We start from the raw sequence: 19,668 nt of genomic DNA on the forward strand, positions 1-19,668 counted from the left end.
GCTTACGCCCCCTGCCGTGCAAAGCGGGCGATCCGCGCCGCCGCTTCGTCGATCACCGTATCGGGCTGCGTCAGGCTGATCCGCAGCCAGCCCGCCAGCCCGTCGCCAAAGCTTTCCCCCGGCATACAGGCCACGCCTTCCGCCTCCAGCAGGGCCAGCGCAAACGCCTCGCCGCTCAGTCCGGTCGCCCGCACATCCAGCAGCGCGAACATGCCCGCATCGGGGCGATGCACCCGCAGCCCCGCCACACCGTCCAGCACTTCGGCCAGCATCTGCGCCCGCGCCGCGTACCGCGCAGCCATGCCCCGGGCCACGGGCGAGGGGGCGGCAATTGCATCTGCCGTTGCATCGGCCAGAAACGGCTGGTTGCCGAACAGCATGGTTTCGGCCAGCGGCAAGGCGCGGCTGATGAAGTCGCCCGGGCCCACACACCAGCCTGACCGGAACCCCGGTGCCGCATGGGATTTGGAAATGGAAGAGGCCGCGATCACCCTGTCTGCCAGACCCGGATGCGAAAGGGGTGAGACAAACTCAGTGCCATCGAACACCAGCTCTTCATACACCTCATCCGACACGATCCACAGATCATGTGCGCGCGCCACCTCACCCAAGGCCGCGATATCGGCGTCGCGCAGCACTGCGCCGGTCGGGTTGTGCGGCGTGTTCAGAAAGAGCACCCGGCTGCGGGGCGTGATCCGCGCCGCCACATCCGCCGCCTGCATGCGAAAGCCATGTTCGGCACGCAAGGGCACCGGCACCATCGTGGCCCCGCTGGCCCGGATGACGCCTTCATAGGTGGCATACATCGGATCGCCCACCAGCACCTCATCCCCGGCACCCGCCAAGGCGCGCAGCACCATGTAAAGCACGGTCTGCGTGCCCGGCAGGCACAGGAACTGATCGGTTTCAAACCGCCGCCCGCGCCGCTGTGTGTAGCGGTCGGCCAGTGCCCGCAGCAGCCCGGCCTCGCCGCGCCCGTTGGAATAGCCGGTGCGCCCCGAGGTCAGCGCCGCTGCCGCAACATCCAGCAGACGGGCGGGGGGCGGTGTGTCCGGCTCGCCGATGGTCAGCTCCAGCACCGGCCGGCCTTCGGCCTGCATCGCCCGCGCGCGGATATGGACCCCCCATTTGGCACCGCCCAGACCGGCCAGATCATCAAGAACAGAAGCGTATTTCATGGAACCTCGGCTGAGTTGGGGGCAGGGGGTGGGGGTGGCAGCGGCACGTTGAGGATTGCGGCGATGGCGGACAGGCCGATCTGCTCCATCTCTCCGGCGGCAAAGCTGTCGGACAGCGTACCGCCTTCCATCCACAGCCCGTCGATCACCGCATTGCAGGCAATCGACAGCACCCGCGCCTTGGCCGGGTCGCCCTTGCCGGGCAGCGCCTGAATCAGGGCCTGCAAACGGTCGCGATAGTTCAGATAGGTTGCCTCATGCACCGCATGCATCTTTGGGTCACGCCGCACATGATGCAGGAACCCGGCCCAAAGCCGCACCCGTTCGCCATCCATCACCGGGGGGCGCAGGCTGGCCGCGACAAAGGCCGCCAGCTGCGCCGCCGGGTCGTCGGTGGCGCAGCTGGCGGCCAGACTTTCCGCGGTCATCCGCTCCATCAGCGTGGCATATGCGGCGCGCGTCAGATCATCCTTGGACTGGAAGTAATGCCGGATCAGCCCCGCCGTGATGCCTGCCCGTGCGGCAATCGCCCGCACCGTCGCCGCCTGCGGGCCGCCTTCGGCCATCAGCTCCAGCGCCGCCGTGATCAGCGCCTCACGGCGATGTTCCTGCGTTTCCCGGCGATAGGGGCGGCGGTCCTCGGCCATGGGGCATCCTTATTATACATTTGTATAATTAGCAGGAAGCGCACAGGATTCCAAGCCGCAATGACATGTGGTTTTGACCGGGCGAGACCTGCAGAGCCTTGTGTGAAAAGAGCGCCTTCGTCGGCTGTGTCAGTCCGGCGCGGGGAGTGTGGCCAGTGGGCCGGGGGCCGCTGACACATCCTTGTGCACGATCACATCGGCCTGCGGATAGGCCTGCAGGATTGCGCGTCGCAGCCCGGCCCCGATGGCATGCGCCGCGCGCAAGGGCTGGTCGCCATCCAGCTCGATATGGATCTGCACAAAGATCCGGCTGCCAGCGGTCCGGGTCTTGATGTCATGGTAACCCTGCACCCCCGGCCAATCGCGCGCCAGGGCGGCGATCCCGGCAATCACCACCGGGTCGGCCCGCCGGTCCATCAGCGCGTGGAATGCCTCGCGCCCGATCCGCACCGCACCAAGCGCGAGCATCCCCGCCGCCGCCAGCGCCACCACCGAATCGACCGAGGTCAGGCCAAAGGCGCGCGACGCCCAAAGCGAGGCAATCGCCCCGATGTTCGGCAACAGATCGCCCAGATAATGCAGCCGGTCTGCCGCCACCACCTTGTTGCCGGTGCGCCGCGCCACGCGGCCCTGCCAGATGACCAGCCCCAGCGTCAGCAGGATGGACACCGCCATCACCCCCATGCCCACGCCTTCGCGCGACAGGGTTTCCGGCTCGGGTGCCAGCAAGCGCTGCACCGCCGCAACCCCGATCACCCCCGCTGAGACCAGAATGAACATCGCCTGCCCCAGCGAGGCCAGATCTTCCGCCGAGGTATGGCCAAAGGCATGGTCTTCATCCGCAGGCTTGGCCGCATACAGAATCGCCGCCATCGCCATCAGGCTGACCATCAGATCCATCGCACTGTCGGCCAGCGACGCCGCCACCGACAAAGACCCGGTCTGGCCCAGTGCCCAGAGCTTGAGGATCACCAGCACCCCGGCAACCGAAACCGAGGCAACGCCCGCCGACAAATTCAGCCGTGTCTGTTCGGATGCCATGTGCGCCCCCAAGCCTCGCGTCAGAAGGGGCATGCGCTACCCCAACCTTGCGGTCAAGCGCAAGGTGGGTGATCGGCAGACGGGCCCTCTCTCCGGTGTCTTGCCTGACATTGGATCAGGCCCCTGTTCCCTGTGAGAGAATTGACTCAGTCAATCACCTCGTCCGCCGTCACGCCCCACAGGCTGCTGACCGGGGCCCAGCCCTTTTGCCCGTCGATCGTGACGCGGCACCAGCCGTCCGCGCATTCGGTCAGCCGGGCCACCACGCCGCGTTGGGCCTGGAACGCGGCCAGCGAGGTGGTGTCGGGGCGGTTGAAGAACGTGGCCATATCCTCGTTCACCATCACCGACCGCACCCCCGAGACCAGCGCATAATGCACCCAGCCGCCGACGCCTTCGGCATCTTCGACCCGGCGCCAATGGCCATGCTCGGCGGTGACCTTCAACGGCATGCCGACCCGGGTGAACACCCAGTCGATCCGGTGCGACAACCCCGGCCCTCGCCGGGCATTGCCTTCGTTTGACTTGAGCGAGACATAGCGCGGCAAGGGCAGGTTGGTCACCGCCCCCTTGTTCGGGTCGCGCGGCACCGCCGCCGGCTTTGCCGCAGATGGTGCTGGCGGCCCCAAAGGGCGCATCGCGGGCTGTGGGGATGTTGCGGGCGCAGCCGCGCTTGCGGTGGTCGGTGCCAGCGGCGCTGCCTCAGCCGAGGCCGGCACCTGCATCAGCGCCGGGTTCGGTCTGGGCCGTACAACCTCCGACAGCGCAGGCCCCGCCCCCGCCATCAGGGCAATACCCGTCACCAATGCCTTCAGCATGTTGTTCACCATCCGCCTGTGGCCGGGTGTGCCCCCGGTCTGTTGGTTCCGCCCATCGCTACGGCCCGGCAAAGGGCCGCAATCCCTCAAGACTCCGGGGCTGATCGCTTAGGGTCTTGTGCCCCGTCCCGGTTGTCGTCACTTTGCCCTGAGGCGCGCGCCAAGATCAAGTCCACGGAGGCCCAAGATGCCCGCACAGCGGTTGAGTGTTGTAGTCACGCGACGGTTGCCCGAACCGGTCGAGACCCGGATGAAGGAATTGTTCGATGTCGAGCTGCGCGACCCGGACACAAAGATGACCCGCGAGGATCTGGCCAGTGCGATGCGCCGCGCCGATGTGCTGGTGCCCTGTGTGACCGATCAGGTGGATGCTGCCCTGATCGCGCAAGCCGGTGACAAGCTGAAGCTGATCGCCAATTATGGTGCGGGGGTGGACCACATCGACGTGGCCACCGCCCGTCAGCGTGGCATTCTGGTGTCGAACACCCCCGGCGTGGTGACCGAAGACACTGCCGATATGACACTGGCATTGATCATGGCGGTGACCCGGCGCATTCCAGAAGGGCTGCAGGTGATGCAGGCCGGCGAATGGCGGGGCTGGGCCCCGACCGCCTTTATGGGTGGGCGGTTGGGCGGCAAGCGGCTTGGAATCCTTGGCATGGGGCGGATCGGGCAGGCCGTGGCGCGGCGCGCCCGCGCCTTTGGCATGCAGGTGCATTACAACAACCGCAAACGCCTTCGCCCGGAACTTGAGGCCGAGCTGGATGCGACCTGGTGGGAAAGCCTGGACCAGATGGTCAGCCGGATGGACATCCTGTCGATCAACTGCCCGTACACGCCCTCGACCTATCACCTGATGAACGCGCGGCGGCTGAAACTGATGAAACCCACCGCCGTGATCGTGAACACCTCGCGCGGCGAAGTGATTGACGAAAATGCCCTGACCCGCGGCCTGCGGGCGGGCGAGCTGGGCGGCGCGGGCCTTGACGTGTTCGAACACGGGCATGAGGTGAACCCGCGCCTGCGTGAACTGCCCAACGTGGTGCTGCTGCCGCATATGGGCAGCGCGACGCTGGAGGGGCGTATCGAGATGGGTGAAAAGGTCATCATCAACATCAAGACCTTCGCCGACGGCCACCGCCCCCCGGATCAGGTGGTGCCGGGCCAGCTGTAACTTTCAGAAAATCGAGCGGCTGCGCGATACGCCTAGTTGCGCGCGTTCCAGCCGCGATACCAGTCGACGAACCGCGCCACGCCGTCGCGGATACTGGTGCGGGGCAGGGAGCCGACCAGCGCTTCGATCAGGCTGGCGTCGGCCCAGGTGGCGGGTACGTCGCCCGGTTGCATCGGCAGCAGGGTTTGCCGGGCGCGGCGCCCGGTTGCCGTCTCGATGGCCTTGATGAAATCACTCAGCTGTTCGGTCGTGCCATTGCCGATATTGACGACGCGGAACGGGGCCACGGGCGACAGGCTGTCCATCGGACCGGCCGGGGTGGTGCCGGGCACGGCGGTGATCAGGCGCGCGATGCCTTCGACCAGATCGTCGACGTAAGTGAAATCCCGACGCATGTCACCGTGGTTGTAGACCTCGATTGCCTCGTCGTTCAGGATCGCGCGGGTGAATTTGAACAGGGCCATGTCGGGGCGCCCCCAGGGGCCGTAGACGGTGAAGAAGCGGAACATCGTGGTCGGCAGACCGAACAGATGGGCATAGCTGTGGGCCATCGCCTCCGTCGCGATCTTGGTGGCGGCGTAAAAGCTCATCGGATGGGTGGCCTGGTCGGTCTCGGCATAGGGCATATTGGTATTGGCGCCGTAAGCTGAAGACGTGGAGGCGATCAGCAAATGCCGGGGCGGATGGGCGCGCGCGGCCTCCAGCACTTCATGCGTGCCGATCAGGTTTGACTGCACATAGGCCCGTGGGGTGTCGATCGACTGGCGCACCCCCGCCTTTGCGGCCAGGTGGATGATCACATCGGGGCGCAGGCGGGCGGTCAGTTCGGTCAGGCGACCTTCGTTCTCCAGCATCCCCTGCTCGAAGGCAAACCGGGGCTGGGCCTGCAGTATTTCCAGCCGGGCCTGTTTCAGGGCCGGGTCGTAACAGGTCGTCATCCCGTCAAAGCCGGTGACCTGCCAGCCATCCGTCAGCATCCGCCGGGACAGGTGAAAGCCGATGAAGCCGGCTGCCCCCGTGATCAGAACCTTGCCTGTCATCCCTGTCCCCACCCTTGTGCCGCCCAATCCTTAACGGCAGCGGAGGGCTGCGGTAAAGGGTGGCGTGTCAGTTGCCCACACCCAGCACCGGGGCGGGCGGGCGGCGGCGGGCACCCGACAGCGCATTGAAGGCCACCGCCGCCATCAGCACCGCTCCGCCGGTGAAGGTGCCTGCCGAGGCAGTTTCGCCCAGCGCCAGAAACACCCAGACCGGGGCCAGCAGCACCTCGACCATCGACAGCAGCGTCAGTTCCGCCGCTGGGATCACCCGGCTGCCTGCGGTATAAAGCGCCATGCCGGTGGCCAGAATGGCCGCGCCCATCGACAGCGATATCGCGATGTCGCGCCCCGGTACCCAGAGTGTATCGCCTTGCGCTGCCAGAACCAGCCCCGCGGCCAGCATCGACAGCACCCCGCCGATCACCACCGCAGGCAGCATGTCTGCCAGCTTGCCCCAGCGCAGGGCGATGGTGAAGCTGGCAAACCCCAAAGCTGACAGCAGGGCCGCCACGTTCCCTGCCAGCGCCCCTGACGCCAGCCCTTCGCGCACCATCAGAAACATGCCCACCGCGGCCAGAGCAATCGCGCCCCATGTCGCCGGACGCACGGTTTCACGCAGGATCAGCCAACCCATCAGCGCCGCCAGAAACGGCGAGGCGGAAAACAGGAACACCGCATTGGCCACCGTGGTCGCCTGAAAGGCAAAGATCGCGCCGCCAAAGGCCAGCACAAGGCCAAGCCCTCCCACAAGACCCGACCATCCCACCCGGCGCAACGGTGCCACCACCTGGCCCGAGCGCCACCAGATCACCGCCAGCAGCACCGGGATCATCCCGGCAGAGCGCCAGAACAGCACGGCCCAGGTGCCTGCCTGATCAATCTGCCGGATCAGCAGACCATTGAGCGACCACAGCAGCGCCGCCAGCAGCACCAGTTTCACCCCGGTTGAATATGGCATGCCCGCCCCCTGTGTCCCATTGCCATCAAAGGCAGGGCAGGGCGGGGCGTCTGTTCTGTCCGCGACGCGAGAGGCGTCGCAGGCAGCGCGCCGGGTCAGTAGCCCAAAGCGCGATCCACCCGGTGCAGCAGGGGCTCGCCCGCTTCGGCCCGGCGGATGTTTTCGGCGATCACGCCTGAGGCACTTTCGGGGCGGGTGTCGGCGGCGATGTGCGGGGTAACGGTCACGCGCGGATGCGCCCAGAAGGCGTGATCCTGCGGCAGGGGTTCCACCCGGAACACATCCAGCGTGGCGTGGCCGATCTGGCCAGAATCCAGCGCGTCCAGCAGGGCCGCGTCGTCGATCAGCGGCCCGCGACCGGGGTTCAGGATCACCGCCCCGCGCGCAGGCAGCGCCAGTGTCGTGGCGTTCAGCGTGTTCTCGGTTTCCGGCGTGCGTGGCAGAAGGGTCACCACGATCTGTGCCCCGCTCAGCGCCTGCCGCAACCCATCCTCACCCGACAGGCACTGCACCCCCGGCACCGATTTCTGCGTCCGGCTCCACCCGGTGACCGGGAAGTTCAGGCCCGCCAGCGCCTGTGCACAAGCCGTGCCCAATGCCCCCAGCCCCAGCACCGTAACGGGCCGGTTGCGCGCCAAGGGCGGCACCACGGGGGTCCACACATGGCCCGGGTTCACGATATGCGCATCCATCCCCAGATGATGCCGCAGGGCGTGGCCCACAACCCATTCGACCATGCTTTCGGTCAGGCTTGGGTCCACCATCCGGCAAAGGGGTTGCGTCAGCGTGGCATTGCCGACGATCCGCTCCACCCCGGCCCAAAGCGACAGCACGGCCTTGGTCCGCACAAAGGGGGTGAAATCCTGCAACGGGGCACTTGGGGCGTAGATGATGTAGTCCACCGTCCCCGGTGCCGCCTTTTGCACCACCTGCGCCTTGATCCCGGCGGCGTCCAGCGCCGCTGGCAGCACACCGCGATATTGGCCCCAAAGATCGGGGGCGGCGAACAGGACAGTGAGCATCATCTACCTCGGTCTGTGAACATGGGCGCTCTGGATCAGGCCGAAGGCCACCAAAAGCACCAGCATCGCCGATCCGCCATAGGACAGGAACGGCAGCGGAATGCCAACCACAGGGGCCAGCCCCATCACCATCGACAGATTGACCGCCAGATAAAAGAAGAAGTTCGCGGCAATGCCAAGGATCAACAGCACGGAAAACCGGTCTTTGTTCTGCATCGCCGAGACATAACAGAACAGCAGGATCAGCCCGTACAGCACCAGCAGGCTGAACACGCCGACAAAACCGAATTCTTCGCCCAGCGTGGTAAAGATGAAATCGGTGTGCTTTTCGGGCAAAAAGTTCAGCCGGCTCTGCGTGCCTTGCATAAACCCCTTGCCGCCCCAGCCACCCGAGCCAAGGGCGATCTGCGCCTGAATGATGTTGTACCCTGCCCCCAGCGGGTCAGAGGTCGGGTCAAGGAACGTGTCGATCCGGCGGAACTGATAGTCGTGAAGCAATTGCCAGTCGGTGCCCCGGCTGGCCATCACCGCCCAGATCGTGGCTCCGACCGCGCTGATGACAGCGCCGAAATACCACCAGCTGACGCCAGCCAGCAGCATCACCGTGCCGCCGATCATCAGCAGGATCAGCGCGGTGCCAAGGTTGGGCTGCATCAGCACCAGCACCGTCGGGATCACCGTCAGCACCACAGGGATCAACACCCAGAACAGGCGCGACGTCTTTTTGACATCCAGCCAGTCGTAATAGGCGGCCAGCATCATCACCAGCGTGATCTTGGCCATTTCCGATGGCTGCAACCGGAAGCCGCCGATGTCGAGCCAGCGTTGTGCGCCCATGCCGGTGACCCCGAAAAATTCCACCACCAGCAGCAGCAGAATCGAGACGACATAGGCAATCAGCGACATGTTGCGCCAGAACCAGATCGGCACGAAAGCGATGATGAACATCAAGACCGCGCCAAGCGCAAAGACCTGCATCTGCCGCCCGGCCCAGACATCCAGACGCCCGCCAGCAATAGAATACAGTGCCAGCCAGCCTACAGCCGATACCGCCGTCACAAGCACGATCAGCGGCCAGTTCAGGTGCAGCACCTTGCGCAGACCGGTGGGCACGAATTTGACGCGGTATTCCAGAAAGCTCATGCCCGGCCCCCTATGCGCGGCTGGAGTCGGGGGCGCGGCCTTCGGCATCGCGCAAGGGCAGCTTTTCCAGCATCGATTCAATCCGGTTGCGCTGGCTGGACGGATAGGCCGACAGGGGCGGAATCCCGCCGGTCAGCGCGCTCAGGATGGCGTCCCGCCCGACGGGGGCGGCTGCCGTGGACCCGCCGCCGCCATGCTCCACCACCACAGACACCGCATAGCGCGGGTTGGTATAGGGCGCATATCCCACGAACAGCGCATGGTCGCGCCTGTTCCACGGCAGCTGATCGTTGGAAATCACCCCGCGCGCCCGTTCGGCCGCGGTGATGTTGCGCACCTGGCTGGTGCCGGTTTTGCCCGCCATCAACAGCGCCTCGTCGGCGATGCGCGATGATTTCGCCGTGCCGCGTTCGGCATTCATCACCGCATACATGCCCGACCGGATCTTGCGCAGGATCTCTTCCGAGATGCCGATGCTGGGCGCCTCTTCCACCGGCACCTCCTTGCCATCAACCGACCGCACCAGCCGCGGCACCACCGCGCGGCCCGTCGCAATCCGCGCCGTCATCACCGCCAGTTGCAGCGGCGAGGTCAGGACATAGCCTTGACCGATGCTGGCGTTGATCGTGTCGCCGATCCGCCAATCCTCCTGCTGCCGTTCCTGCTTCCACGCGCGGTTCGGCATGATCCCTTCGGCGATCGCCGACATCGGCAGATCGTGGCGGATGCCAAGGCCAAAGCGTTTGCCCATCTCGGCGATCTTTTCGATCCCGACCCGCTGGGCGATGTCGTAGTAATAGACATCGCAGCTTTCAGACAGCGACTTTTCCAGATCCACGGCGCCATGCCCGGCACGCTTCCAGCAATGAAACCGCCGCCCGCCGAATTCCAGATAGCCGGGGCAGCGGACAGAGGTGTTCACCGTGATCATCCCCGCCTCAAGGGCGGCCAAGGCCGTGATCATCTTGAAGGTCGATCCTGGCGGGTACACGCCCTGCACGGTCTTGTTGGCCAGCGGGCGATGGTCGTTTTCCATCAGCCCGTTGTAATCGGTATGGCTGATCCCGCGCACAAACAGGTTCGGGTCAAACGACGGCGAGGACACGATGGCAATCAGATCACCATTGGTCACATCCATCACCACCGCCGCCGCTGATTCATCGCCCAGCCGCGCCTGCACGAAATTCTGCACATCTGCGTTGATGGTCAACCGTACATCTGACCCCGGATCGCCCTCTTCACGCTCCAGCTCGCGCATCACCCGGCCCACGGCGTTCACCTCGATCCGCCGCGTGCCCGCCCGGCCGCGCAGTTGGTCTTCCAGCCAACGTTCAACCCCGATCTTGCCGATCTGGAACTTGGGAATGCGCAACAGCGGGTCAGGGCTGTCCAGCGCCTCCAGATCGCGCTCGGACACCGGCCCGACATAGCCCAGCACATGGGCGAAATCGGTGTCGCGCGGGTATTGCCGGCTCAACCCCACTTCGGGCGACACACCGGGCAGCGACGGCGCATTCAGCGCCACCTTCGACAAATCTTCCCAACTCAGCCGGTCCGCCACCGTAATCGGCGCAAATGGGCTGGTGCGGTTCATTTCCTTGGCAGTGCGGTCCAGATCATCGGCGGTCAGCGGGATGATATGCGCCAGTTTGGCCAGCACCGCATCGACATCACCTGCATCCTCGCGCGTGATGACCACCCGGTAATTCTGTTCATTTCCCGCCAGCACCTTGCCGTTGCGGTCATGGATCACCCCGCGCGCGGGCGGGATCAGCCGAATCGAGATCCGGTTTTCTTCGGCCAGCAGCTTGAATTGATCGGCCTGATCGACCGAAAGATAGTGCATCCGCGCGCCAAGCACCGCGAACATCGCTGTCATTCCGCCACCCAACAACAGCGCACGCCGGTGCGTGCCGCGGGCAGCGTCTTCGGTTTCCTTCGGGCTGCGTCTCACGTCCTGCCCCTCACAAACGGCGTCCGTAACTGTCAACTTCGCCTGTCGCAGGCTTGCGCAGGTCAAAGGCCAGGCGGCTGGCCCCCACAACGACAGGATAGCACAGGATCGACCACAAAACCTGCATCAAGGCAAAGCCGAATGCCGGCTGCGGCAAAAACGATAGCGTGAACACCAGCCGGTAGGCCAGCAGGCACCCTATCATCAGCCCGGCCACCATGGCCCATTCCGCCACCAGCGTCAGTTCGCGCGTCAGCGCCACCCGGTTGCGCACGAATTCCACCGCGATCACCACCAGCGCGGTCCACAATCCCGGCGGGCGCAGCAGCACCATGTCTTCCAGCAGCAGCACCCCGGCCAGTAGCCAGACCGGCAGGTAATCCGGCCGCCGGGTCGCCCAGGCAAAGATCAGGCACAAGAGCAGGTCCGGCCCCGGCCAGTCGCCCGCCTCGGACCCCAAAGGCAGCAGCCGCACGTAAAGCATCAGCAGCGCGATGCCGACAAACAGCCCGCGATAGAACCAGGCGCTGGACCGCCACGCATCACCCACCGCTGCCATCCGTCTCGGTGCTCGCATCGGCTGCCGGCATCGCCTCGGGCTGGTTGCCCCGGGTGGGCAAGGCGTCGGTGTTCAGCGCCTCGCTGGTGTCCGGCCCTGCAGGCAGCACCGGCGGCGCAATCAGCGCGCCCGCATCGGTGATCGGCACCAGCTGATGGCTGCGCAGCACGCGCAGGAATTCCAGCCGCTGGTAATCCGCGCTCAGACTGACCCGCAGCCGCCGGTCATTGCCCAGCACCACCTGACCCACCAGTAACCCGGCCGGAAACATCCCGCCATCGCCAGAGCTGATCACCCGGTCACCGGGACGGACCACATCGGACTGTTCCAGAAACTCCAGCGGGGGCAGGGCGGTGTTGTCGCCCGACAGCAGGGCCTTCTGCCCCGAAGGCTGCACCGTCACCGGCACCCGGCTGTTGGTATCCGTCAACAGGATCACCCGGCTGGTCCGCTCGCCCACGCCGGAAATGCGCCCGACCACGCCGATGCCATCCATGGTGGCCCAGCCGTCCAAAATGCCGTCGCGGGCCCCCACGTTGATCAGCACCGATTGCCGGAACGGGCTGCCGCTGTCGGCCAGAACCTGGCCGGTCACATGGGTCAGCTTGGGGTCTAACCGCACCTGATTCAGGTCCAACAGGCGCGCGTTCTGCTGTTCCAGCTGCAGCGCCGCCTCTTTCCATGCTTTCATCTGCTGCAATTCGCGGCGCAGATCCTGATTTTGCGCATGCAGGCTGGCGTAGCTCTGGAACTGTTCCACCATATCGGCGGCCGTGGTGATCGGTGTCATCACCCAGTCGAACGACGGCACCACCCGGTCGATCAACGCAGCACGGAACCGCTCCACCCGGGGGCTGTCAATCCGCCACAGCAGGAACAGCCCCAACAACGACAAGACCAGAATCCCCACCAACACCCGCCGCAGCGGGCGGGAGAAGTCTTCCGGGTCTGTCCGTGTCTTTGCCATGCCGGTCTGCTACGTCCAATTCATACGCCCGGCCCCGCAGCGCCGCGTCATCCGTTCCGGTCATCAGACCCGGATCAGCTGTCGTAATCAATCACATGCCGCAGCTGTTTTTCGTATTCCAGCGCCTTGCCGGTGCCCAGCGCCACACAATTGAGTGACTCGTTGGCCACCGAAATCGACAGCCCGGTCTGTTCGCGCAAGGACAGGTCCAGATCGCCCAGCAGTGCGCCGCCCCCGGTCAGCATCACGCCCCGGTCAACAATGTCGGCCGCCAGGTCGGGCGGTGTTGCTTCCAGCGCCTGCATCACCGCGTCGCAGATCTGCTGCACGGGTTCGGCCAGGGCTTCCGCCACCTGCGCCTGATTGATCTCGGTTTCTTTCGGCACCCCGTTCAGCAGGTCACGCCCGCGAATGGTCATGGATGCACCCCGGCCATCATCGGGCATCCGCGCGGTGCCGATGCTGGTCTTGATCCGCTCTGCCGTCGATTCACCGATCAGCAGGTTCTGGTGGCGGCGCAGATAGTTGATGATTGCCTCATCCATCCGGTCGCCGCCCACGCGGACGGACCGCGCGTAGACGATATCGCCCAAGGATAGCACCGCCACCTCTGTTGTGCCGCCGCCGATATCCACCACCATGTTGCCGGTGGGGTCGGTGATCGGCATGCCCGCGCCAATCGCCGCCGCAATCGGTTCCGCAATCAGCCCCGCCCGGCGCGCGCCCGCCGACAGCACCGACTGCCGGATCGCGCGCTTTTCGACCGGGGTCGCGCCATGCGGCACGCAGACGATGATCTTGGGTTTGGAAAATGTCGTGCGCTTGTGGACCTTGCGGATGAAATGCTTGATCATCTCTTCCGCCGCCTCGAAGTCCGCAATCACCCCGTCACGCATCGGGCGGATCGCCTCGATGCTTCCGGGCGTGCGGCCCAGCATCAGTTTGGCATCTTCACCCACTGCCAGAACCTGCTTCTTGCCGTCCTTGCTGTGATAGGCCACGACAGAGGGCTCGTTCAGCACGATCCCCTTGCCACGGATATAGACCAGCGTGTTCGCTGTGCCGAGGTCGATCGCCATATCCGAGGAAAACAGGTTCGAGAGGATCGACATGCTGATGGTGTCCTTTTTATACGGCGACGACCCCTCGACTCGGGATTCCGATAGGGGCGAGTTCATATAAGGCTCAGTGTACACAGGCGAAAGAGCAAAGGATCGCCGTGGCGTCAATCCGCTGTGACACCGCAAAAATTGTCAGATTTCAACTTTTGACCGCGCATCATGCCACGATGGGCCATGGGGCTTGCACCTTTGCAATTATGCGCGGATATGCCCGGTTTTGCGCGTCTGGGGCGGGCAACCTGCCCTCAGTTCCGCAGCACCCGCCGGTAGCCGAATCACCTTGGTAAAGACCGGCGCGTGGATGCAGTCACCTTTGGGTCCGGCGCCGTTTTGATGACGGTGGCCATGCGCTTTGCCATCTCCTGGCTGCCCTTGACCGAAGGGTGAATGCGGTCAAAGCCGTGGAAACTGGTGTCACGATACGGCACAAGATCGGCCATCGGCACAAAGGTTACCCCCGCGTCAAACCCGGCCATCAGCGCCAGCCGCCGGTCCAGCTCATTGCCTGCCGGGCCGCAATGCTTGACCGGCGTCCCCATGCCGGGGTTGCGCAGATAGCCTGCATAAACCACCCGCGCCCCGCTTTCGCGGATGCGCGCCACATAGGCCGGGATCGCCCCGCCGCGCCCATCCTTTGTGACCAGCCGGTTCAGCACCCCGTCACAAAAGCCGCAGCCGCAGCCGAACAGAAGGTCGTTGCCGCCGCCGTTCATCACCACCCAATCCCAGTTTCCCGCGCGGTACTGCGCCGTCAGCCGCAACCCCGCAGCGCCCGAGAGTGGCAGCGGATGGAAATAGCGCGCCGCAAAAACCGACCGGTCCAGCACACTGCTCCCCAGCTCTTCTTCCAGCACATCCGCCACCGCCTTGTGGCTGGCCCGGTTGGTAGCCAGCATCGAATCCCCCACCACCAGAATCCGCGCGTCCTTTTCCTGCGACACAGGCTCGCCGCATGCCGCCAGCAACGCCAGCGCCAGCAGCGCGAAAGTGATCCGAATCATGATATGTCTGTTCCCGGTCTGATGAGTGCAAGACACACCACCCAACCTTGGCGACAAGGTGACGATCCTCGGTCACCCGCGTGACCACTCCAGACTTCTCTGACGGCTGGCATCTTGGCAGAGATACGAAAATCCAGGCAGTCACAGCCCCGGCCCTGTCAGACATCAGAACCGGGGCGACAGGTCATTTCCCGTGATAGCTGACCGTCTTGGTGTCATTGCCCGGCGCAGTTTTCTGGCGCCGCACGATCAGCTTGTTCAGCGCATTGATATAGGCGCGGGTGCTGGCCACAATCGTATCGGTATCGGCTGACGCCCCGGTCACAATCCGCCCGTCCTCCTGCAACCGGACCGAAACCGTGGCCTGTGCATCGGTGCCTTCGGTTACCGCATGCACCTGATACACCTCCAGCCGGGCCGAATGCGGGAACAGCATCTTCACGCAGTTGAATGCCGCATCGACCGGACCATCCCCGGTGGCGTCGATGTGGTGATCCACCCCGTCAATGCTCATCACCATATCGGCCTCTTGCGGGCCATCGGTGCCGCAGATCACCCGCAGTTTTTTCAGTTGCAGGAATTCATGCGCATCATTGGTCTGCTCATCGGCGACCAAAGCCACCAAATCCTCGTCATAGACCTCTTTCTTGCGGTCGGCGAGCGCCTTGAACCGCACGAACACATCGTTCAGCTGGTTATCGGCCAGTTCCACGCCCAGCTCTTTGAGCTTGGCGCGCAGTGCTGCTCGGCCGGAATGCTTGCCCATGGCGATGTTCTTCTGCACCAACCCGATATCCTCGGGCCGCATGATCTCGAACGTCTCGACGTTCTTCAGCACGCCGTCCTGATGGATGCCTGACTCATGCAGAAACGCGTTCTTGCCGACAATCGCCTTGTTGAACTGCACCTGAAAGCCCGAAACAGACGCCACCCGCCGCGACAGATTCATGATCTTGGTCGTATCAATCCCGGTGCGGTAGGGCATGATGTCATTCCTGACCTTCATCGCCATCACGACTTCTTCCAACGCCGTATTTCCGGCCCGTTCGCCCAAGCCGTTGATCGTGCATTCAATCTGCCGCGCGCCAGCCTCGACCGCCGCCAAAGAATTGGCCGTCGCCATGCCCAGATCATTGTGGCAATGGGTGGCAAAGATGATCGTGTCCGCCCCCGGCACCCGCTCCAGCAACATGCGGATCAGGTCGGCACTTTCGCGCGGGGCGGTATAGCCCACGGTGTCGGGAATGTTGATTGTGGTCGCCCCGGCCTTGATGGCGATTTCGACCACGCGGCACAGGTAGTCATGTTCGGTGCGCGTCGCATCCATCGGCGACCATTGCACATTGTCACACAGGTTGCGGGCATGGGTCACGGTGTCATGGATGCGCTCGGCCATCTGGTCCATGTCCAGATTGGGAATGGCGCGGTGCAGGGGCGAGGTGCCGATAAACGTATGAATGCGCGACGATTTTGCGTGTTTCACCGCCTCCCAGCAGCGGTCGATGTCTTTGAAATTCGCCCGCGCCAGCCCGCAGATCGTGCTGTTTTTCGCGCGTTTTGAAATCTCGCTGACCGCCGCGAAATCGCCTTCCGATGCAATCGGAAACCCGGCTTCGATGATATCGACGCCCATCTCGTCCAGCAGGCTGGCAATCTCCAGCTTTTCGTCATGGGTCATGGTTGCGCCGGGGCTTTGTTCGCCGTCGCGCAAGGTGGTGTCAAAAATGAAAACGCGGTCCTGCGGTGCCGTTGCAGATGTCATGGGTCTGTTCCTTGAAATGTCCTTGGCTTGTCCTGTGGGCGCTGTTCACCTCCGAGCGGTCGCGCCCAGGGGCACGCTCAGAGGCAGCTAAGGAGAAGCAGACCACGGGCGGCCGAGGGGGCAGGGGCCCCGTTCCAGCAAGCGATATGTGTGTCCCGTGTCATGGACGTGACGATAGTCGCTGGGTCGGGAATGTAAAGGGGGCAGTTGGCACAGATGTGCCTGCGGCCGTTTGGTGTGAGCTTTCGGGACATGGTGGCGCGCAATTTGGCAACAAGGGTCTGAAACGGCACGATATTGCCGGTATGATCGGCGTCTGGTCCGCGTATGGCGGGCGTATGGCTTGTGTCATGACGTTTGTGCACTCGCGGCGCGCAGGTTCTGCGGGGCCGGGCGCTTTCTAAACTGCCCAGAGGACCGCCAGCAGCACCCCGACCCCCAGCCCGAAAGCCACCCCATCCATCACCCGAAACCGCTGCGTCTCCCGCTGGCTGCGGGGCGCACCGGGGCGCAGGCCGCGGGCCTCCATCGCGAGGGCGGCGCGGGTGGCGCGGCGGATGGCAAAGGCCAGCAGCGGGATGGTCAGCCCCATCACCTCACCCGGGCCCGGCACCCGGCGCACCGCGCGGCCCAGCCGCATCGCGCGGGCCATGCGCAGCACCTGCATTTCCCGCCCAAGATCGGGCACCAGATGCATGGCCTGCATCAGCGCGAAACCGACCGAAGCAGGCAGGCGCAGATGCACCATCAGGGCCCGCACCAGCTGCCCCGGGTCGGTGGTCAGCGCGAACAGGGCCGACACCATCCCGCAGGCCAGCGCGCGGGTGAACAGCACCAGACCGGGCGAGATATCGGGGGCCGCCATGACCCCTTCCTGCGCCATCTGCAGGGCAAAGCCCGACTCCTTGTTGAACAGGACTGACGTGGTCAGAAAGCCGAAGCCGAACAGCGCAAAGGGCACCATCAGCGCCAAGAGCTTCAACAGCGCCACCCGCTGCACCCCCCACAATAGCCCAAAGGCCAGCGTGAGGGTCACAAGCTGAAAGCGCAGGTCAAAGACCAGAACCGACGCCGCGATCCAGATCAGGCACAGCGCGAGTTTCGGCAGCGGATGCAGGGTGCTTAGCATGTCACACGCTCCATCCAGTCCAGCAAGGGCGCGGCCTCTGGTGGGGCCAGACCGCAGCGTGAAAGCAGGGCCGCGTCACGCAGCACAGGGCGCGCCGGACCATCGGCCTGCACTGCGCCCCCGGCCAGCACGATCACCCGGTCACAGACTGCCAGCGCAAAGTCGGCGTCATGGGTCACTACCGCCAGCGCCCTGCCCGCCGCCGCAAGCCGCCGGATGTGGCCGGCGATCCGGGTCGTTCCGGCATGGTCAAGGCCCGCCGTCGGCTCGTCCAGCACCAGGGCTGGCCAGCGGTCGGTTGCGGTCAGCAACGCCAACGCCAGCCGCCGCTTTTGCCCTGCCGACAGGGTGAAGGGGTGCTGGCCCGCCACATGATCCAGCCCCCACCCGACCAACAGGGCAGGGACATCGGCGGCGGGGACGCCCATCGCCAGACACTCGGCCTGCGTGGTTTCCGCCGTGAAATGCGATTCCGCGTTCTGAAAGGCGATGGCCCCGGGCGGCCCGGTCCGCTGGCCCGCGCGCGGGGGGATCAACCCGGCGAGGCAGGCGGCCAGCGTCGATTTGCCGGCACCATTGGGACCAAGGATGCCCAACACCTCGCCCGCCCGCAGGCCCAGCGAGACATCGCGCAACACCACCGGACCGAATGGCGGCGCGCAATCCACCCGGTCAAGCCGCACCGTTTCGGCACCGATGGGGCAGGGCGGGGGTAATAGCAGCGGGGCCAGGTCGGCATGGGGGGGCAGATGCGCCACCAGGTTCGCCACCTTCACCAGATCGGGCACCGTTACCCCTTGCGCCTGCAGCGCCAGTCGCAAGCGGGTGGCGAGCGGGGTCCAGATCCCTTGCGCCGCCAAAGCCGCGCCGTGGCTGGCAAAAACCGCGTCGGGCGGACCCTCTGCCAGCCGCTGCCCATCCCGGCCCAGAACGATCACCCGGTCGATCCTGTCCAGGATCGGCCCCAGCCGGTGATCGACGACCAGCACAGTCTTTCCGGGTGCAAGCAGCATATCGGCCATGATCTGTGCAACTGCGGGTGCAAGGCTGGCGGTGGGTTCATCGGCCACCAGCAGCGCTGCACCCTGCGCCAGCACAGCGGCCAGTGCCACCAGCTGTTTTTGCCCGCCCGACAGGGTTGCAATCCGCCGCCCCTGCCAGCCCGGGGCCAGCCCGGCCTGCGCCATCGCCTCTGCCACGCGGGTCGCTATTTCGGCCGGAGGCAGGGCGCGGTTTTCCAGTGCGAAGGCGATTTCATCAGCAATGGTGAACCCGGCCAGTGTCTGTTCTGCATCCTGAAACAGGAAGGCCACCTGCCCGGCCCAGTCTGCCGGACGGCGACTTTCCACCGGCTGACCGAACAGATGCAATTGTCCCCGCCGCTCACCCGGAAGGGCGGCGGGGATCAGGCCGGTCAGGGCATGCAGCAGCGTTGACTTGCCACAGCCCGAGGGCCCCAGCAGCAGCACCCGTTCGCCCCGCGCCACAGACAGCGTCAGTGGCCCGACCGCATCACGGCTGGCAAAGGGATAGCGCACCGCCACCCCTTCGCAGCGCAGCACATCAGCCATGTGCGGTTCGCAGATCACGCTCAATCGCAAGGCCAGACAGAACCCCGGTCTTATACAGCGCCTTGACGATCAGATGCCCCAGCAGCCCGCCCAGCAGCGCGCCCGAGGCGCAGCGCAGCACGAACATCAGGATCAGCAGACCGGGGGCAAGACTGCCATAGTCAAACCGCACCCAGGTATAGGCAAAGGACGCCACCGCCGCCCCCACACCCGCCGCCATCAGTACCGGCAACGTCCAGCGGCGATAGCGGGTGGCGGCAAACACCGCCTCGGCCCCCGCGCCCTGCACCAGCCCGGTCACCAGCAGCAGCAACCCTGCCGGACTGCCCAGCAGGATCTGCACCGCCGCCGCCAGCACCTCTGACACCAGCGCCACGCCGGGTTTGCGGATGATTGCGGCGGCGATGATCGAGACGATGAACCAAAAGCCCATCACAACATCCATCGTCACCGCGCCGAAGATGGCCTGCAGGATCAGCCAGACCTGCACCCATCCCAGATAAAGCACCCCGAACACCGCGCCGAGCACGGCCACGATCAGGGTTTCACGCAACGTCCAGACAGCCGTATTCGGCATGGAAAG

General features: G+C 65.1%; 18 protein-coding genes. 1 reads left to right on the forward strand and 17 read right to left on the reverse strand.

The genetic code is table 11. The features are described 5' to 3' along the window. Positions 1-2: 2 nt before the first annotated feature. The 4 genes from EEB11_RS08425 to EEB11_RS08440 all read right to left on the reverse strand — a co-directional run bounded on the left by EEB11_RS08425 (position 3) and on the right by EEB11_RS08440 (position 3,684). Complete coding sequence (locus tag EEB11_RS08425) at positions 3-1,178, reverse strand: pyridoxal phosphate-dependent aminotransferase (protein ID WP_135430234.1); 1,176 nt, start codon at positions 1,176-1,178, stop codon at positions 3-5. Then, the gene (locus tag EEB11_RS08430; RefSeq protein ID WP_135430236.1) at positions 1,175-1,825 is read right to left on the reverse strand and encodes a TetR/AcrR family transcriptional regulator; all 651 of its coding nucleotides are present in this window, start codon (positions 1,823-1,825) and stop codon (positions 1,175-1,177) included. The genes EEB11_RS08425 and EEB11_RS08430 overlap by 4 nt, the downstream gene beginning before the upstream one ends. Positions 1,826-1,954: 129 nt before the next feature. Beyond that, positions 1,955-2,866, reverse strand: coding sequence for a cation diffusion facilitator family transporter (locus EEB11_RS08435; RefSeq protein ID WP_135430238.1), 912 nt, complete (start codon positions 2,864-2,866; stop codon positions 1,955-1,957). A gap of 146 nt (positions 2,867-3,012) precedes the next feature. Further along, on the reverse strand, positions 3,013-3,684 hold the full coding sequence (locus EEB11_RS08440) for an SH3 domain-containing protein (RefSeq protein WP_245298831.1): 672 nt from the start codon (positions 3,682-3,684) through the stop codon (positions 3,013-3,015). A 187-nt stretch (positions 3,685-3,871) separates the two neighbouring features. On the opposite strand from EEB11_RS08440, the gene EEB11_RS08445 reads away from it, so the two are divergent. Continuing rightward, a complete protein-coding gene (locus tag EEB11_RS08445; RefSeq protein ID WP_135430240.1) occupies positions 3,872-4,858 on the forward strand; it encodes a 2-hydroxyacid dehydrogenase in 987 nt (328 codons plus the stop codon). Between the two features lie 32 nt (positions 4,859-4,890). On the opposite strand, the gene EEB11_RS08450 is transcribed toward EEB11_RS08445, so the two are convergent. The 13 genes from EEB11_RS08450 to EEB11_RS08510 all read right to left on the reverse strand — a co-directional run bounded on the left by EEB11_RS08450 (position 4,891) and on the right by EEB11_RS08510 (position 19,662). Further along, the gene (locus EEB11_RS08450; protein ID WP_135430242.1) at positions 4,891-5,898 is read right to left on the reverse strand and encodes an NAD-dependent epimerase/dehydratase family protein; all 1,008 of its coding nucleotides are present in this window, start codon (positions 5,896-5,898) and stop codon (positions 4,891-4,893) included. Between the two features lie 67 nt (positions 5,899-5,965). Beyond that, positions 5,966-6,856 (reverse strand): DMT family transporter, encoded by an 891-nt coding sequence (locus EEB11_RS08455; RefSeq protein ID WP_135430244.1) that lies wholly within the window; start codon positions 6,854-6,856, stop codon positions 5,966-5,968. 95 nt (positions 6,857-6,951) lie between these two features. After that, positions 6,952-7,878: a 2-hydroxyacid dehydrogenase gene (locus EEB11_RS08460; protein ID WP_135430760.1), complete on the reverse strand. Its 927-nt coding sequence runs from the start codon at positions 7,876-7,878 to the stop codon at positions 6,952-6,954. 3 nt (positions 7,879-7,881) lie between these two features. Next, on the reverse strand, positions 7,882-9,021 hold the full coding sequence (gene rodA / locus EEB11_RS08465; protein ID WP_135430246.1) for a rod shape-determining protein RodA: 1,140 nt from the start codon (positions 9,019-9,021) through the stop codon (positions 7,882-7,884). A 10-nt stretch (positions 9,022-9,031) separates the two neighbouring features. Then, positions 9,032-10,975, reverse strand: coding sequence for a penicillin-binding protein 2 (gene mrdA / locus EEB11_RS08470; protein WP_135430248.1), 1,944 nt, complete (start codon positions 10,973-10,975; stop codon positions 9,032-9,034). Between the two features lie 10 nt (positions 10,976-10,985). Beyond that, a complete protein-coding gene (locus EEB11_RS08475; RefSeq protein WP_245298832.1) occupies positions 10,986-11,525 on the reverse strand; it encodes a rod shape-determining protein MreD in 540 nt (179 codons plus the stop codon). Continuing rightward, positions 11,518-12,501, reverse strand: a complete 984-nt coding sequence (mreC, locus tag EEB11_RS08480; RefSeq protein WP_135430250.1) for a rod shape-determining protein MreC — start codon at positions 12,499-12,501, stop codon at positions 11,518-11,520. Before mreC ends, EEB11_RS08475 begins: the two co-directional genes overlap by 8 nt. Positions 12,502-12,575: 74 nt before the next feature. Next, positions 12,576-13,613 (reverse strand): rod shape-determining protein, encoded by a 1,038-nt coding sequence (locus EEB11_RS08485; protein ID WP_103334429.1) that lies wholly within the window; start codon positions 13,611-13,613, stop codon positions 12,576-12,578. A gap of 284 nt (positions 13,614-13,897) precedes the next feature. Continuing rightward, on the reverse strand, positions 13,898-14,623 hold the full coding sequence (locus tag EEB11_RS08490; RefSeq protein WP_135430252.1) for an SGNH/GDSL hydrolase family protein: 726 nt from the start codon (positions 14,621-14,623) through the stop codon (positions 13,898-13,900). Between the two features lie 184 nt (positions 14,624-14,807). Then, on the reverse strand, positions 14,808-16,385 hold the full coding sequence (locus EEB11_RS08495; RefSeq protein WP_135430254.1) for a 2-isopropylmalate synthase: 1,578 nt from the start codon (positions 16,383-16,385) through the stop codon (positions 14,808-14,810). Between the two features lie 400 nt (positions 16,386-16,785). Further along, entirely contained in the window at positions 16,786-17,514 is a 729-nt protein-coding gene (locus EEB11_RS08500) for an energy-coupling factor transporter transmembrane component T (protein ID WP_135430256.1), read from the reverse strand. Then, positions 17,508-19,085, reverse strand: coding sequence for an ABC transporter ATP-binding protein (locus EEB11_RS08505; RefSeq protein ID WP_135430258.1), 1,578 nt, complete (start codon positions 19,083-19,085; stop codon positions 17,508-17,510). The genes EEB11_RS08500 and EEB11_RS08505 overlap by 7 nt, the downstream gene beginning before the upstream one ends. Continuing rightward, entirely contained in the window at positions 19,078-19,662 is a 585-nt protein-coding gene (locus EEB11_RS08510; protein WP_135430260.1) for an ECF transporter S component, read from the reverse strand. Before EEB11_RS08510 ends, EEB11_RS08505 begins: the two co-directional genes overlap by 8 nt. Positions 19,663-19,668 lie beyond the last annotated feature (6 nt).

Origin of the sequence: Pseudotabrizicola sediminis (assembly GCF_004745575.1) — a bacterium.
GTDB lineage: Bacteria > Pseudomonadota > Alphaproteobacteria > Rhodobacterales > Rhodobacteraceae > Pseudotabrizicola > Pseudotabrizicola sediminis.

Coding starts and splice junctions, on each gene's coding strand:
- EEB11_RS08425 (WP_135430234.1), bottom strand. CDS start 1,178: ATGAAATACGCTTCTGTTCTTGATGATCTGGCCGGTCTGGGCGGTGCC.
- EEB11_RS08430 (WP_135430236.1), bottom strand. CDS start 1,825: ATGGCCGAGGACCGCCGCCCCTATCGCCGGGAAACGCAGGAACATCGC.
- EEB11_RS08435 (WP_135430238.1), bottom strand. CDS start 2,866: ATGGCATCCGAACAGACACGGCTGAATTTGTCGGCGGGCGTTGCCTCG.
- EEB11_RS08440 (WP_245298831.1), bottom strand. CDS start 3,684: ATGCTGAAGGCATTGGTGACGGGTATTGCCCTGATGGCGGGGGCGGGG.
- EEB11_RS08445 (WP_135430240.1), top strand. CDS start 3,872: ATGCCCGCACAGCGGTTGAGTGTTGTAGTCACGCGACGGTTGCCCGAA.
- EEB11_RS08450 (WP_135430242.1), bottom strand. CDS start 5,898: ATGACAGGCAAGGTTCTGATCACGGGGGCAGCCGGCTTCATCGGCTTT.
- EEB11_RS08455 (WP_135430244.1), bottom strand. CDS start 6,856: ATGCCATATTCAACCGGGGTGAAACTGGTGCTGCTGGCGGCGCTGCTG.
- EEB11_RS08460 (WP_135430760.1), bottom strand. CDS start 7,878: ATGCTCACTGTCCTGTTCGCCGCCCCCGATCTTTGGGGCCAATATCGC.
- rodA (WP_135430246.1), bottom strand. CDS start 9,021: ATGAGCTTTCTGGAATACCGCGTCAAATTCGTGCCCACCGGTCTGCGC.
- mreC (WP_135430250.1), bottom strand. CDS start 12,501: ATGGCAAAGACACGGACAGACCCGGAAGACTTCTCCCGCCCGCTGCGG.
- EEB11_RS08485 (WP_103334429.1), bottom strand. CDS start 13,613: ATGTCGATCCTCTCGAACCTGTTTTCCTCGGATATGGCGATCGACCTC.
- EEB11_RS08490 (WP_135430252.1), bottom strand. CDS start 14,623: ATGATTCGGATCACTTTCGCGCTGCTGGCGCTGGCGTTGCTGGCGGCA.
- EEB11_RS08495 (WP_135430254.1), bottom strand. CDS start 16,385: ATGACATCTGCAACGGCACCGCAGGACCGCGTTTTCATTTTTGACACC.
- EEB11_RS08500 (WP_135430256.1), bottom strand. CDS start 17,514: ATGCTAAGCACCCTGCATCCGCTGCCGAAACTCGCGCTGTGCCTGATC.
- EEB11_RS08505 (WP_135430258.1), bottom strand. CDS start 19,085: ATGGCTGATGTGCTGCGCTGCGAAGGGGTGGCGGTGCGCTATCCCTTT.
- EEB11_RS08510 (WP_135430260.1), bottom strand. CDS start 19,662: ATGCCGAATACGGCTGTCTGGACGTTGCGTGAAACCCTGATCGTGGCC.